At 68.1% G+C, this 13,565-nt stretch carries 13 protein-coding genes; 1 reads left to right on the top strand and 12 read right to left on the bottom strand.

The annotated features are described in order from the left end of the window. Positions 1-66: 66 nt before the first annotated feature. The 9 genes from cpaB to ABIC90_RS11020 all read right to left on the bottom strand — a co-directional run bounded on the left by cpaB (position 67) and on the right by ABIC90_RS11020 (position 8,419). The gene (gene cpaB, locus ABIC90_RS10980; RefSeq protein ID WP_354354145.1) at positions 67-1,026 is read right to left on the bottom strand and encodes a Flp pilus assembly protein CpaB; all 960 of its coding nucleotides are present in this window, start codon (positions 1,024-1,026) and stop codon (positions 67-69) included. Between the two features lie 6 nt (positions 1,027-1,032). After that, positions 1,033-1,239: a hypothetical protein gene (locus ABIC90_RS10985; RefSeq protein WP_354354146.1), complete on the bottom strand. Its 207-nt coding sequence runs from the start codon at positions 1,237-1,239 to the stop codon at positions 1,033-1,035. A 12-nt stretch (positions 1,240-1,251) separates the two neighbouring features. Next, on the bottom strand, positions 1,252-1,980 hold the full coding sequence (locus tag ABIC90_RS10990; RefSeq protein ID WP_354354147.1) for a hypothetical protein: 729 nt from the start codon (positions 1,978-1,980) through the stop codon (positions 1,252-1,254). Beyond that, positions 1,980-2,936 (bottom strand): hypothetical protein, encoded by a 957-nt coding sequence (locus ABIC90_RS10995; protein ID WP_354354148.1) that lies wholly within the window; start codon positions 2,934-2,936, stop codon positions 1,980-1,982. Before ABIC90_RS10995 ends, ABIC90_RS10990 begins: the two co-directional genes overlap by 1 nt. A 2-nt stretch (positions 2,937-2,938) precedes the next feature. Next, the gene (locus ABIC90_RS11000) at positions 2,939-4,846 is read right to left on the bottom strand and encodes a TadE/TadG family type IV pilus assembly protein (RefSeq protein WP_354354149.1); all 1,908 of its coding nucleotides are present in this window, start codon (positions 4,844-4,846) and stop codon (positions 2,939-2,941) included. A 39-nt stretch (positions 4,847-4,885) separates the two neighbouring features. Then, entirely contained in the window at positions 4,886-5,191 is a 306-nt protein-coding gene (locus ABIC90_RS11005; RefSeq protein WP_354354150.1) for a Flp family type IVb pilin, read from the bottom strand. Between the two features lie 133 nt (positions 5,192-5,324). Next, positions 5,325-6,263 carry an AraC family transcriptional regulator gene (locus ABIC90_RS11010; RefSeq protein WP_354354151.1) on the bottom strand — a complete coding sequence of 313 codons (939 nt, stop codon included), beginning with the start codon at positions 6,261-6,263 and terminating at the stop codon, positions 5,325-5,327. 379 nt (positions 6,264-6,642) lie between these two features. Then, positions 6,643-7,074: a PIN domain-containing protein gene (locus tag ABIC90_RS11015; protein ID WP_354354152.1), complete on the bottom strand. Its 432-nt coding sequence runs from the start codon at positions 7,072-7,074 to the stop codon at positions 6,643-6,645. Between the two features lie 100 nt (positions 7,075-7,174). Then, positions 7,175-8,419, bottom strand: a complete 1,245-nt coding sequence (locus tag ABIC90_RS11020; RefSeq protein WP_354354153.1) for a THUMP domain-containing class I SAM-dependent RNA methyltransferase — start codon at positions 8,417-8,419, stop codon at positions 7,175-7,177. Positions 8,420-8,503: 84 nt separating this feature from the next. Here ABIC90_RS11020 and ABIC90_RS11025 point away from each other — a divergent pair, with 84 nt between their 5' ends. Next, on the top strand, positions 8,504-10,330 hold the full coding sequence (locus ABIC90_RS11025) for an ATP-binding response regulator (protein ID WP_354354154.1): 1,827 nt from the start codon (positions 8,504-8,506) through the stop codon (positions 10,328-10,330). Positions 10,331-10,438: 108 nt separating this feature from the next. Here the strand turns inward: ABIC90_RS11025 and rpoN are convergent, their stop codons facing one another. Genes rpoN through lptA form a run of 3 tightly spaced genes read right to left on the bottom strand, consistent with a single transcriptional unit; the run spans position 10,439 to position 13,544 of the window. Continuing rightward, positions 10,439-12,031: an RNA polymerase factor sigma-54 gene (gene rpoN / locus ABIC90_RS11030; protein WP_354354155.1), complete on the bottom strand. Its 1,593-nt coding sequence runs from the start codon at positions 12,029-12,031 to the stop codon at positions 10,439-10,441. A 17-nt stretch (positions 12,032-12,048) separates the two neighbouring features. Further along, the gene (gene lptB, locus ABIC90_RS11035) at positions 12,049-12,843 is read right to left on the bottom strand and encodes an LPS export ABC transporter ATP-binding protein (protein WP_354354156.1); all 795 of its coding nucleotides are present in this window, start codon (positions 12,841-12,843) and stop codon (positions 12,049-12,051) included. Then, the gene (gene lptA / locus ABIC90_RS11040; protein WP_354354157.1) at positions 12,840-13,544 is read right to left on the bottom strand and encodes a lipopolysaccharide transport periplasmic protein LptA; all 705 of its coding nucleotides are present in this window, start codon (positions 13,542-13,544) and stop codon (positions 12,840-12,842) included. The genes lptB and lptA overlap by 4 nt, the downstream gene beginning before the upstream one ends. Between the last annotated feature and the right edge of the window lie 21 nt (positions 13,545-13,565).

The raw sequence follows: 13,565 nt of genomic DNA on the forward strand, positions 1-13,565 counted from the left end.
GGAGATCAGTAAAACGGGTGCGCCCTTCGAGGCGGCGGTCGGGGACAGTCGGGGCGATGAAACTCTTCAGCGCGGCAATGCGTCGCCGGGCGGCAGCGCGGCGCCCAGGCCGGCAAGGCCCATGCTGCTGCGGTTGCCGCTGCCGCCGACGATGTATTCCACGCCGGGCCGCGAGGGCCCGCTGGCCACCGACATCGGCCGCGCGCGCTGCGGCCTGAAGCCGGCCACGATGGCGTCCAGGTCGACCGCATCGACGCCGCTGGTCATGGTGGCGCGGTCGTCGGGGTTGCGCAGCGTGGCAATGATCTTGCCCAGGCGCTGCGCCAGGATGAGCTTCTGCGCATCCTGCGGCTGGATCGCCACGGTCACGGTGGAATAGCGCTGCTGCGCGTAGGGGTCGGTGTCGGCCGAGACATCGGCGCGCTTGCGCATCGAGGCGAACTGCTCCGAGGTGATCTGCCCGGTGGCGCGCACCTCCACGTCCTGCAGCAGCGGGATCACCACCGAGGGATCGTTGGCCGCGGTCTTCTCCACCACGTACATGAAGTCGATGCGGTCGCCGGCGCGCAGCATGCCCGAGATGGAGCTGATTTCGTCCACCGGAATGGTGATGGCGCGCACGCCCTGCTCGATCTCCTGCGCAAACACCTTGCGCGGCGTGGAGAAGAACGAGGCCAGCAGCGGCTTGCCCGCGGCCACCGGCACGGTGAGCTGGCGGCCCGCGAACTGCGCGAAGGTTTCGGGCGTGAGCGCATCGTTGTGCACGTACTCGTTGGGCACCGAGCGCTTGGCCACCATGCCGGGCAGCACCGTGGTGCCGTCGCCCAGCGCCTGGCGCGCCACGACCACGTCGCGGCGCTGGCTGTCGGCGTCCTTCTCCAGGCTGGCGGCGATTTCGCGCTCGCTGGCCCTGAGGTAATACCAGCCCAGGCCTGCGGCCAGCAGGCCCAGCATGAGGGCGCCGATCAGCGGCGACAGCCGCTTGACGCTTTGCTTGAACTTCAGAAGTCCCGGAGATGATTTCATGCCTGGCTACAAAGGATAGGAAAGGGTGTACGAATAGGTCGACCAGGCGTCGCGGAAAGCCTTGATGAGCAGATCGACCACGGAGCGGTCGGCGCCCGGAAAGGTGGCGAAGAGCATCACGGCGAGGATGCCGGCGACGATCACGTATTCGGTGATGACCTGCCCGCGCTGGGCGCGGGGAGAAGAACGAAGGCGGCGGTGGCGGGGACGCATGGGAAGTGGCCGCTACTCCGGAGAGGTCTGGCTGGCGACGATGAAGTAGCCGTCGTCGCGCCGGGTGATGGTCACCACCATCTCTTCGCTGTTGCGGCGGAACACCAGCGCCGAGCGCAGGCCGCCCTCGACGGTGCGGTCCTGCAGCAGCGTCCAGCCCAGGCGGATCATCTGTTCGCGCAGGTAGAGCGCATTGGTCTCCACGCTCACGCCGTTGGTGACGACGATGGTGCGGTTGCGCTGGCCATCGTCGAAGGAGAGCGTGTCCGAGATCACCTGCGAGCCGGCCGGCCGCGGAAAGCCCTTGCCGATGCGCTGCATGCGTTCTTCATTGCGCTGCTCGCTGCCGGCTTCGTCGTAGATCACCGCGGCCACCAGGCGCCCCACGGTGCCGCCGGCCTGCGCGCGCAGTTGCACCGTGACCTGGTACACGCCCATCCGCGCGCCGAGCACGCGCATCGGGCCGACGGTGCTCACGCCGTAGCCGACCTTGTCGGCCAGCCACTTCTCGTAGTAACGGGAGACCGCCTCCACCGACTCGTCGGACTCGATGCCGCGGATCTGCATGGGGATGGTGTTCTGCTCGATGTATTGCGCGATCCAGAAGGTCTTGGCGCCCGACGGCCAGGGAATCGCGGGCCAGTCGCGCTGCGGCGCGCCGGCGGCCAGCGCGGCCTGGCACAGGGCCAGCCACACCGCGGCAAGCATGCAGCGCAGGAAGGGCATGGACACGGCGGTCATCAGGGCAGCGTGTTGACCACGGGCGTCGGCGGAAAGGCCCGGTAGTAGCGGAAATGGTCCTTGACGCTGCCGCCGTTGGCGGCGCCGTCGCCCCCGGTCTCGCCGGTCGCGCCGGGCGGAATGCGCTCGAAGCGGTCCAGCGGCGTCTTCTCCAGCGCATCGCCGGGCGTGAAGCCCATGGTGAGGTTGTTCATGTCGAAGGCCGGATAGATCTGCTTGATCTGGTAGGCCGTCTGGTGCATGCCGCCGCGCAGCTGCTGGTAGAAAACGCTGTCCAGGAGCTTCAGCGGCACCAGGCCCTGGATCTTGGTTTCTTCGCGGTTCGTGCCGCCGGCGTTCCAGGCTTCGGTGAGCATGGTGACCTGCTCGCTCATGTCCAGCGCGGGCACCAGCGCGAACTTGGTGTTGGTCTGGCTCACCTTCACCTCGTGGCGCAGGTAGCCGCTGCTCACGAACTGGAACTTGCCCAGCGCCCCCGTGACCGCGTTGCCCCCCAGCGCGGCCTGCGCCACCCGGATGCCGTCGAACACCACGTCGCTGGCATTGAGCAGCGACGGCATGGGCGCGGCCGTGCTCGATGCGGTGACGGCCGTGGTGCGGTAATCGATGGCCGGCACCATCGGCTCGAACTCGGCGATGTCCGCCGCGTGGATGGAGATGCCGGGTGCCGTGCGGTCGCGAAAGATGTGGCGGCGAAGGTCGCGCGTGACCTCGGCATCGGTCTTCTTGACCGCGCCCAGCGCGCCCTTGGCTTCCTCGGCGGTGATGCCGTGCGCCTCGGGCATCCACACGGTGCGTTGCCATGCCACCAGCTTGGCGGCGGCCACGGTCTGCATGCGCTTGGTGCCGTACTCGGCAATGGCCGGAATCGCGGCCAGCGTGACGGCCGCGAAGCTGATGATGAGCAGGGTCTCGACCATGGCGTGGCCCCGGGGTCGGCGGTGCGCAAGCGTCATCGTCAGTTTCCGTTGTCTTCGTCGGCCGAGCCGCCGACGGCCGCACCGCCCATGGCAATCGCGCGCGCCCACAGCGAGGGCTCCACGTTGTGCACATGCCAGTAGGGGCTGAACAGGCTGCGGTGCTCGATGTAGCCGCCCGCAAAACCCACGTTGTACTTGCCGACCGTCGAAGGGTCGGACACCGCGTTGTCGCGGCGCGCCCAGCGGTCCTGCGGCCGGCGGAAGTAGATCTGCGAGGTCGACACCGCCTTGATCTCGCGGCCCTGGAAGTTGTCGCGAAGGCCCGCCTTGCCGTCGGCCGCCGAGTTGCCGAAGCCCGCGACCTCGCCCGTGCGCACCTTGTCGCCGCCCTTTTGAACGACGAGCGTGAAGGCCGGGCCCTTGTCGGTGTTCTTGCCCCACTTGAGCGGGTTGGCGCCCTTGAAGCCGTTTTCCGCGAGCCAGTTGTCCGACTCGTTGGCCACCATCGGCGGATGGTCCTTGATGTCGACGAAGCGCGGCATCGCCCAGTTCTTGGTGAGGTTGGTGCCGATGTCGGTGCGCGGGCTGTAGTGCAGCTTGGCGTTGAACACCAGCACCGGCCAGGTCCCCAGCAGGAGGCCGCCGTCGCGGTCGCGGGATGCGTTGTCGAAGGAGCCGCGCTCCATGTAGGCGGTGTCGCCCACCTCGCGGTTCAGGCCGCCGTAGGTGCGGCCTTCGCGGCTGTAGGTGCGCAGGGTCAGGCGCTGGCCCTCCCAGCTGCTTCGGTAGTTGGGACCGCCGGCGGCGGCGGCGCCGGCGCCCAGGCCGAAGCGGCCGCGAAAGGTGTCGCCGAGCCCGAAGATGTCGGTGTAGAGCACACCCAGGGGCAGCTTGATCTCGATCGAGTCGGCCGACTGCCAGCGGATGCGGCCGGTCTCGTCGCCGATGAGGCCTTCGGTGGCGACGATCTCCGTGCCGCCCTTCCACTCGAGCAGCCCGCCCATCATGTCGCCGGTGACGTCGCCGAAGCCCGGCGGCGCGTTCGGGCTGCCGGAAATCATGCCCTGCATGGCACCCGACAGGCCCGTGGCGATCCAGTTGCCGATGTCGGGCAGGAAGCGGCGGTTCTTGGTCCAGTCGTCGCGCGTGGCCTGCGCGGCATGCGCGAAGCGCAGCACCTCGTTGAACTCTTCGTCGTTGAAAGCGACGCTGCCCGACTGGTGATAGCTCTTGAGATAGAGCCCCACGTCGGCCACGAACTTGGTCACGAAGATCGCGGTTTCCCCCGGCGGCACCGAGGCGTCGGGGTCGTTGGCATTGAGCACGTCCTTCACCAGCTGCGGCAGCTGCGCCGTGGTGCCCAGGAGCATCGCGACCTGGCTGGCGGAAATGCCCTGGTTGAGCACGCGCAGCATATCGACCCCGATCTGCAGCGGCTTGGCCGAGGGTTCGACGAAGCTCGCGATGCGGTCGGCGGTGCGTTGCAGGCGCTGTGCACGCAGGACGTTGTTGAACCAGGCGAGCAGGAAGAACGGCCCCACGACCGGCAGGCGGGCCTTCTCCAGGTTGCGCGCGCCCTTCAGGCCCTCGGCGACTACCAGGCCTTCCTGGATGTTGGCCGCGCTCGTGATGAGCATGGCCATCGAGGTCTGCACGCTCGCCAGCGTGGCGATGCTCGCCTCGTTGGCGGCCATCGCGCGGTTGGTGTAGGCCAGGTAGTTCAGGCTGCGTGCCGTGAGCACGCTGGCGCTGTAGGTGGCGGCATCGGCCGTGTTCTGCAGCTTCATCTTCTCGCGCGTGGCGGTGGCCGTGTTGTAGACCACCAGCACGCTCAGGAAGATGATCGGCAGCATCGCCACCAGGTACACGATCGCCTGGCCCGACTGGCGCCGGCGCGCGGACGTGCCGGTGGCTGCCGGCGGGAGCGAAGCGGCTGCCGGAGGCATCGGGCGATGCAGTTCAGGCCCTGACGATGTCCGCGCGGCTTACTTCGCGCCGTCCGCGCCGCCCTTGGTGTAGGTGCTCATGTTCATGTTGACCTGCGCGTTGGTGGAGGCCTTGCCCGCGGCGGTCTGCGCGTTGGTGACTTCGGCGCTGCCGGTCTTGCCGCCCACTTCCTGCGCCATGCCGGCAACCTGGTTGCGCATGGTCTGGCCGAAGAAGCTGAACACGGCGATCGCTGCAATGGCGATCAGGCCGAGGATCACGAGGTACTCGGTCATGCCCTGGCCGCGGATCTTGAGGGTCGCGGCAATACGTTGGCTCAGCTGGGTCAGACGATGTGTTTGCATGGGAAAGGTTCCTGAAAGGTGGCTGAAAGGACAGCCGGATCGTAGGGACGCTTGCGCCGCCTGTTCGATACACTTTTTGCGAATCCCGATACAAATTAACTTTCCAAAAACATTCCCGAACCGCGCGAGTTCTTTAGTTCTCCATGCTGCCGGAGCCTTCGAAGCGCAACTGGCTCTGCCGGCGGAATTCGGTCGGCGTCACGCCCTTGATCTCCAGGAACTGGCGGTTGAAGTTGGAGACGTTGTTGAAGCCGACCTCGTAGCAGATCGAGGTGACGTAGCGCTCGCTCTGCATCAGCAACAGGCAGGCCTTGTTCACCCGCACCTGGTTCACATAGCTCAAGAAGCTGTGGCCGGTGGCACGCTTGAACAGGCGGCTGAAGCGGCCCGCGTTCATGCCGAGCTCGGCCGCGATGTCGGCCGCGCTCACATCCTTGGCGGGGTCGTTGGCGATGCGCGTCACCACGTCGTTGATGGCCTCGATGCCATGGTCGCCGTCGGTCTGCATGCCCGAGAGCAGGCGGTAGTCGGTGCACAGCGCGAGGTCGGCAAGGAAGTCGCAAAAGAGGCTGAAGCGCTTGAGCCCGCGCGCCTCTTTCACACGGCGCCAATGCGCCTCCGCGCCGGCCGCCATGCCGAAGAACTCGATGCCGTAGCGCGCACGCTCGAGCATGCGCACCGCTTCCTGCAGCTCCGGAATGCGCTGGGCGGCCTCGAAGATCGGGTCGTGCAGGAACTGGATCACCAGGTCGCGCTCGGGCACGCCCTCGGGCGGCAGGTCCGTCGATATCCAGTTGTGCGGCAGCTTGGGGCCGCACAGCACCAGGTGCCCCGGCTCGAACGAGCCGATCCAGTCGCCCACGAAGGCATGGCCCGAGGTCGCCACGATCAGGTGCAGCTCGTACTCCTCGTGGCAATGCCAGCGCGCGAGCGGTGTCGGAAAACCATGTCCCAGGCAGCGCACCAGACCCACGTCGGTCGAGGGTTCATAGCCCAGTTCGGCCGAGCGGCTGCGTTCGACCTCGAGTTCGGGCAACAGTTGGCGCGGCGATCTGAACATGGGACTCGGCATGGCTCTTCGTGTGGATGGCAGGGAACGCACGCCGGGGGCAGGGCATGCGCACGACGTGGCAATCAAGCGGCGGGCTTCGGGCTGGAACAGGCCCTGTGGCACACGGTCTGGCGACGGTGCAGGGGCCGGGGTTCGCGACGCGGAAGATATTGGCTGGCGCATGCAATTGCCAGACCCTATGCGGTCGATGACCGACCGTATGCGCTCACGGCAACCGCAAGAAACAGCCGCACAGACAAGTGCCAGCGTTGTCTAGACAGCCGGCTTTCACCCCGCTTCCTATGAAGAATGCAGTCGCATTAGATGCGACGGGTGCGCTTGTCTAGAAGGCGCAATGACGCCTTCGCAAAGTAAGCATTTTTCGTACGTCGGTGTCTGCTCAAGCGGCGGTGAGCGCAGCGCGCACCGTCACGCCTTGCAATGCCAAACGTTTGCGCATTGCCAGCACCGCGTTGTCTTTGCTCAACAGCAGCGCACGATGCTGCACCGCGAGATCGATGAAGACCTGGTCGTCGGGGTCGCTGCAAACGCAGGGCGCGCGCGGCGGTGTGCCTGGCACCATCCGCACCCGCGCATCGAAGTCGGCGAGCACTTCGCAGACCGTCAGTTGCCGCTGGACCATGCGCCTGGCGATGAGCGGATAGCCCAGCACGCGCGCGAGTTCGACGCGCATTGCATCGGTCGCCAGCCAACGCAACTCGCCCGCGGCAAGCATCGCGCGCAGCGGCACCCAGGCCGGGTCTTCGAAGACCAGGAGGTCGAGCGCGATGTTGGTGTCGATGACGACGAGTCCGGATTCAGGAAGGGTCATGGCCGCGGCATGAAGAGGACCGCCGATGGTGCACCATGCCGCGGCGTGCACCCGGAACTCGCGCCGCAGGGCAGCGCGGCAGCGTGAAGTGCGAAGGACCTTATTTGCGCGCGGAGCCCGCGACCATGTCGAAGCGGAACAGGCGGCACTCGATGGGCCCGTTCCACATCGGCACGCGGCGCGATTCCTTCAGGCGCATCTGCTTGGGCAGCTTCAGGTCGGGCGTGAGCACCCAGGCTGTCCAGCCGGCGTAGTTCTTCTTCCAGTGGGTGGCCAGCTGCGGAAAGAACTCGCCGCCGTCGCCCTGGTCGCCGCCTTCCGCGCCGCCGGAGGTCTGCGCGGCCTCGCGAGCGCCGGAGCGCGCGACACCGCCGACCTCGATCCGTTCGCCATAGGGCGGATTGAGCATGATCACCCCACCTTCGGCCGGCGGCATGCGCTGCAATGCATCGCCGCCGCGGAACTCGATGGCATCGGCCACGCCCGCGCGTTCGGCGTTGCGCTCGGAGAAGTCGACCATGCGGTGCGAGACGTCCGACCCGAAGATCGCGACCGCGCCCGCTTCTTTCACGGCGGATGCCGATTCCTTCTTGATCGCGTCCCACACATGCGCCTGGTACGGCAGCAGCTTCTCGAAGCCGAAGCGCCTGAGCGACCCCGCCGCGATGCCCCGCGCAATCTGCGCCGCCTCGATGGCGATGGTGCCGCTGCCGCAGCAGGGGTCGTAGAGCGGCTGCTCCGACACGGTGCCGGTCTCGGGGTTCCACCAGCCGCTGGCGGCCAGCATGGCGGCGGCCAGGGTTTCCTTCAGGGGCGCATCGCCCTTGTCCTGGCGCCAGCCGCGCTTGAACAGCGGCTCGCCCGAGGTGTCGATGTAGAGCGTGCAGCTGTCGGTGGTGAGGTGGGCGAACACGCGGGTGTCGGGCCACTGGGTCTCGATGCTGGGGCGCACGCCGTTGGCCTTGGCGCGGAAGCGGTCGGCAATGGCGTCCTTGATGCGCAGGGTGGCGAAGTTCAGGCTCTGCAGCGGGCTGTGCTGGGCGGTGGTCTCGATCTTGAAGGTCTGCTTGGGCGTGAACCAGATCTCCCAGGCCACGCCGCTCGCGATGGTGTAGAGGTCGTTCTCGCTGCGGTAGGGCGCATGGGCCAGCTCGACCAGTACCCGCTGCGCGAGCCGGCTGTGCAGGTTGAGCTTGAGGGCGTCGCGCCAGTCGGCGCGCACCCGCACGCCGCCGCGCAGCGTGAGCAGGTCTTGTCCGGCGCGGCCTGTGAGGGCATGCACCTCTTGGGCGAGGAATTCCTCGACGCCGGCGGCGCAAGGCAGGAAAAAGGAGAGATCGTTCACGGAAAGTTGACCATCGGGAAGCCCGATCCAGGGGCCTCCATTGTCGCCGCGTCACAGCGCTTCCTCTATATAGTCGATTCGCCGATGACTCCCACCCCTCCTCCCCAGGCTTCCCGGCTCGCCCAGGCCGCCGCGGACGCCCCACCCGCATCCGGCAGCGACCGCTTCGCCATTCAATGCGAGGTGCTTCGGCTGTCGATCCGGCCCATCGGCCCGGTGCTGCTGGTGCAGTACCTGCTCAATTGCGGCGTCGCGGCCCTGTTCGCCTGGCAGTTCTCGCTGACGCGCGCGCTGGTGTGGATCGCGCTCATCACCGGCGTGACCGTGATGCGCGGGTTTTTTCCGCAGCGCGTGCCCGAGCCCTTCACGCCCGACAGCCTGCGCCGCACGCAGCGCATCCACACACTGCGCACCGGCGTCTGGGAGCTGGCGCACGGCCTGGCCGGCGTGTTGCTGTTCAATCCCGCGCAGCCCGACCAGCAACTGCTGCTCGGGCTGATGCTGATGGGCATGACGCTGTCGTCGGCGTTCTCGGTGTCGTTCTACACGCCGGCCACGCAGCTGGCGATCACGCTCTTGCTGGCGCCGGTGATCGTGACCGGCCTGGTGCTGGGCGCGCCAGTGATGATGGCGGTGTCGGTGATCGGCATCGGGCTGACCGCGATGATGTGGAAGCTGGTGGCCGAGCGCTCGCGCCAGCTCGAAGAGAACATCGGCCTGCGCCTGAACGAGCGCACGCTGCGCGAGCAGGCGCTCGCCGGCCTGCGCGCGCTGGAGCAGGCGCAGGCGGAGCGGCTGCGCTTTTTCTCGGCCGCCAACCACGACCTGCGCCAGCCGGTGATGGCCATCGGCCTGCAGGCCGAGGTGCTGCGCCAGCAACTGGACGGCGGGGCCGACATGGCCGCCGTGCAGCACACCGTGGCCTCGCTCGCACGCGCGCAGCACGCGCTGGAGGGCCTGACCAACCAGCTGCTCGAAATCGGGCGCATCGAGGCCGCCGTCGATCCGCTGCGGCACGCGCCCCTGGCGCTGGCACCGATGCTGCACGACCTGGCACGCCAGGCCGGCAACGGCCGCGTGATGGTGCGCTGCCCGGCCGACGCCGTCGCATGCAGCGATGCGGTGTCGCTGCGCCGCGTGCTGGCCAATCTGGTGGACAACGCGGTCAAGTTCACGCCGCGCGGCCGCGTGCTGCTGGCGGTGCGCGCGCGGCGACGCGGCACCGGCGACCGGGCCTGGCGCGTCGAGGTGCGCGACAGCGGCATCGGCATCGCGGCCGAATCGCAGGAGCGCGTGTTCAACGACTTCGAGCAGATCGGCAACACCGAGCGCAACCTGCAGCACGGCCACGGGCTGGGCCTGGCGATCGTGCGGCGGCTGGCGGCGCAGCTGGGCATCCAGGTGTCGCTGCGCTCGGCGCCGGGACGGGGCTCGGTGTTCAGCTTCGAGCTGCCCGCGGCTTCAGGCGCCGCAGCGGCAACGGAGGCGCCCGTGCACGCGCCCGCTTTGCAGGGCGACCCGGACACCGCCGCCGCCCTGCACCCCGGGCTCGCGGTGCTGGTGGTGGAAGACAACGCGGTGGTCGCCGACAGCCTGTTCGCGCTGCTGCGGCAATGGGGCGTGGAGCCCCGCGTCTACGCCAGCGCCGCCGAAGCGCTCGCGCTGGCCGACCTGCGGGCGCTGGATGCCGCGCTGTGCGACATCCGGCTGCCGGGTGCGCTGGACGGCATCGCGCTGGCCGAGCGGCTGCAACGGCAGAAGCCCTCGCTGACCATCGCACTCATTTCGGCCGACATCAACGAGGCCACCCAGCGGCTCGCGGCGGAGCGCGGCTGGCACGCGCTGCGCAAGCCGGTGCAGCCGCAGGAGCTGCGCGGCGTTCTGCTGCGAGCCCGGCAGGAACAGGCCTGAGGGGCACAGGCGGGGCCGGCACGGCCTGCGGCGCCAGCCCTGCCCCCGACGGCGAAGACCCAATGCCCACAGCCCGACAGCGGGGGCGGGTCATCGGCGGCTTTCTTTCTACAGGGCTTTGCGCAGGTTCGCGGGCGCGATGCGCAGCGCCTCGCGGTACTTGGCCACCGTGCGGCGCGCGCATTCGATGCCCTGCTCTTTCAGCATCTCGGAGATCTGGCTGTCCGACAGCGGCTTCTTGATGCTCTCGGAGCCCACGAACTGCTTGATGAGCGCGCGCACCGCGGTGCTCGACGCATTGCCGCCGGTTTCGGTGCCCAGCGCCGAGCCGAAGAAGTACTTGAGCTCGACCGTGCCGAAGGGCGTGGCCATGTATTTGGCGGTGGTCACGCGCGAGATGGTCGATTCGTGCAGGCCCAGCTCGTCGGCGATCTCGCGCAGCACCAGCGGGCGCATGGCCAGCTCGCCGTGCACGAAGTAGCTCTTCTGCCGCTCGACGATGGCGTTGCTCACGCGCAGGATGGTGTCGAAGCGCTGCTGGATGTTCTTGATGAACCAGCGCGCCTCCTGCAGCCGCTGCGACAGCGCCTGGCTGCCCTCGCCCTTGTGCGCCTTGAGCGCGCCGGCGTAGATGTCGTGCACGCGCAGGCGGGGCATGACCTCGGGATTCAGCATGACGCGGAACTTGATGTTGGTGCCGCGGCCGGTCTTGGTGACGATGACGTCGGGAATCACGATGTTGCGCTCGACATCGACAAAACGCCGGCCCGGCTTGGGCTCCAGGCGCGCAATGATCTGCAGCGCCGAGCGCACCAGATCTTCGTTGGTGCGGGTGAGCGTGGCCAGGCGCTTGAAGTCGCGCCGCGCCAGCAGCTCCATCGGCTGCTTGCAGATGGCGATGGCGGTCTTGCGCACGAGCTCTTCTTCTTCGCTCTCGTCTTCGCTCGCAAGGGCGCGCAACTGGATGCCCAGGCATTCGCCCAGGTCGCGCGCGCCCACGCCCACGGGCTCCAGGCTCTGCAGCAGGCCCAGCGCCACCTGGAAGTGATGCACCAGGTCGTCGAACTGGTCGTTGTCGTCGCCGGCGAGGCCCGAGGCCAGCGCGGGCAGCGAGTCTTCGAGGTAGCCGTCGTCGTTGAGCGATTCGATCAGGAAGCGCAGCGCGGCGCTGTCGTTCTCGCTCAGGCGCAGGCTCAGGGCCTGGCGGTGCAGGAACGATTGCAGCGACTCCTGGCTGCGCGCGAGCTCGGTGGCGTCGGTGCGTTCGTCGTCGCCCAGGTTGTTCTGGCGGGCGGGCGCATCGCTGCCCCACTCGCTGTCGTCGGGCGCCATGTCGACGGTGCCGTCGCCTTCCCAGTCGGGTTCGCGCTCGGCGATCTCGGCGGCGGGGCCGTCGGACTCGGGCGTGGAGGTGGTTTCGCTGGAGGTGGTCGTCGCGCTGCTGGGCGGGGCCAAGGCGAAGTCGCCCTCGCCGGTTTCACCACCGTCGTCGCGCGGGACCGGCGTGTCGACGGCATCGAGCCCGAACTCTTCGCGCGCCGCTTCTTCGGCGGTGCGCTCCAGGAACGGGTTCTCGTCCAGCATCTGCTCGACCTCCTGGCTCAGTTCGAGCGTGGAGAGCTGCAGCAGCCGGATCGACTGCTGGAGCTGAGGCGTGAGCGCCAGATGCTGGGAAACGCGAAGGGACAGCCCTTGCTTCATGAAGACAAGCCCCTCCCTTACATGCGGAAGTGCTCGCCCAGGTACACCCTGCGTACCTCGGCGTTGTCGACGATCTCCGAGGGTGTGCCTTGTGCCAGCACATGCCCGTCGCTGATGATGAACGCGTGATCGCAGATGCCCAGCGTCTCACGCACGTTGTGGTCGGTGATGAGCACGCCGATGCCGCGCTCCTTCAGGAAGCTGATGATCCGCTGGATCTCGATCACCGCGATCGGGTCGATGCCGGCGAAGGGCTCGTCCAGCAGGATGAAGCGCGGCTGGGTGGCCAGCGCGCGTGCGATCTCGACGCGGCGGCGCTCGCCGCCCGAGAGCGCGAGCGCGGGCGAATCGCGCAGGTGATCGACGCGCAGGTCGCTCAGAAGCTCGGACAGGCGCTCTTCGATGTGCTTCTTGGAGAGCGCCGCCATCTTGCCGCGCTCGTCGGGTTCGCGCTGCAGCTCGAGCACGGCGCGCACGTTTTCCTCGACCGTGAGCTTGCGGAAGATCGAGGCTTCCTGCGGCAGGTAGCTCAGGCCCATGCGCGCGCGGCGGTGGATCGGCATGTGGGCGATGGGTTCGCCGTCGATGGTGATCTCGCCCGCGTCGGCGCGCACCAGCCCGACGATCATGTAGAACGACGTGGTCTTGCCGGCGCCGTTGGGGCCCAGCAGCCCGACCACTTCGCCCTTCTGCACGTCGAGCGAGACATCCTTGACGACCTTGCGGCTGCCGTAGCTCTTTTGCAGGCCTCGCGCGACCAGGCGGCTGCCCGGGACCTTGTTGGCTTCCTGGATTCCAGCGGTTTCTATCACTTGCGCCCTTCTCCGTCGCCACCGAGCGTGGTGGTCGGGCGCAGGCCTGCACCGGGCGCCGCCGCCGGGGGCCGTGCACCAGCCGGGGCGGAGGCGCCGGCCTTCGGCGCCGTGGCGGCCTTGGGCGTGAGGATGGTCCTGACGCGGCCCGCGGGGTTGGACGCGTTCACGGCGGTGTTCGGCGGCACGGTGGAGCCGTTGACCGTGTAGGTGTCGTTGCCCTGGTCGTACACGATCAGCGCGCCCTGGCTTTCGTCGTTCGGCGTGGCGCCGAGCAGGCGGCGCATGACGGCATTGCGGATGAACTTGACGTTGTCGGCGCGGCTGTCGTACTCGATGACTTCGGATTCGCCCTCGATCCACTCGTCGGGCGCGTTGCGCTTCTGCTTGTAATAGGCGCGCTTGCCTGGCGCCGCGGTGACCACGCCGTACTGGTAGCCCTCGGCGTCCTGGCGCACGTCCAACCGCGCGCCGCGGATGATGATCGTGCCCTTGGTGACCAGCACGTTGCCGGTGAACACGCTGGTCTGTTTCAGGTCGTCGTAACGCATCGCGTCCGACTCGATGTTCATCGGCTTGGCGCGGTCGGCGGTCTCGGCCAGGGCGCCCGAGGCGAGGCCGGCCAGCAACAGCGCGCCAACGGCCAGACGGCCGATGCGACGAAGGAAGGGGGTATGGGTAGGGTAAGAATGCAATGTCATAAGGCACGAAACTTGCTGGGC

Source organism: Variovorax boronicumulans, from assembly GCF_040544675.1.
Lineage (GTDB): Bacteria > Pseudomonadota > Gammaproteobacteria > Burkholderiales > Burkholderiaceae_C > Variovorax > Variovorax boronicumulans_D.

Coding starts and splice junctions, on each gene's coding strand:
- lptA (WP_354354157.1), bottom strand. CDS start 13,544: ATGACATTGCATTCTTACCCTACCCATACCCCCTTCCTTCGTCGCATC.
- ABIC90_RS10995 (WP_354354148.1), bottom strand. CDS start 2,936: ATGACGCTTGCGCACCGCCGACCCCGGGGCCACGCCATGGTCGAGACC.
- ABIC90_RS11025 (WP_354354154.1), top strand. CDS start 8,504: ATGACTCCCACCCCTCCTCCCCAGGCTTCCCGGCTCGCCCAGGCCGCC.
- ABIC90_RS11000 (WP_354354149.1), bottom strand. CDS start 4,846: ATGCCTCCGGCAGCCGCTTCGCTCCCGCCGGCAGCCACCGGCACGTCC.
- ABIC90_RS11005 (WP_354354150.1), bottom strand. CDS start 5,191: ATGCAAACACATCGTCTGACCCAGCTGAGCCAACGTATTGCCGCGACC.
- ABIC90_RS10985 (WP_354354146.1), bottom strand. CDS start 1,239: ATGCGTCCCCGCCACCGCCGCCTTCGTTCTTCTCCCCGCGCCCAGCGC.
- ABIC90_RS10990 (WP_354354147.1), bottom strand. CDS start 1,980: ATGACCGCCGTGTCCATGCCCTTCCTGCGCTGCATGCTTGCCGCGGTG.
- cpaB (WP_354354145.1), bottom strand. CDS start 1,026: ATGAAATCATCTCCGGGACTTCTGAAGTTCAAGCAAAGCGTCAAGCGG.
- rpoN (WP_354354155.1), bottom strand. CDS start 12,031: ATGAAGCAAGGGCTGTCCCTTCGCGTTTCCCAGCATCTGGCGCTCACG.
- ABIC90_RS11015 (WP_354354152.1), bottom strand. CDS start 7,074: ATGACCCTTCCTGAATCCGGACTCGTCGTCATCGACACCAACATCGCG.
- ABIC90_RS11010 (WP_354354151.1), bottom strand. CDS start 6,263: ATGCCGAGTCCCATGTTCAGATCGCCGCGCCAACTGTTGCCCGAACTC.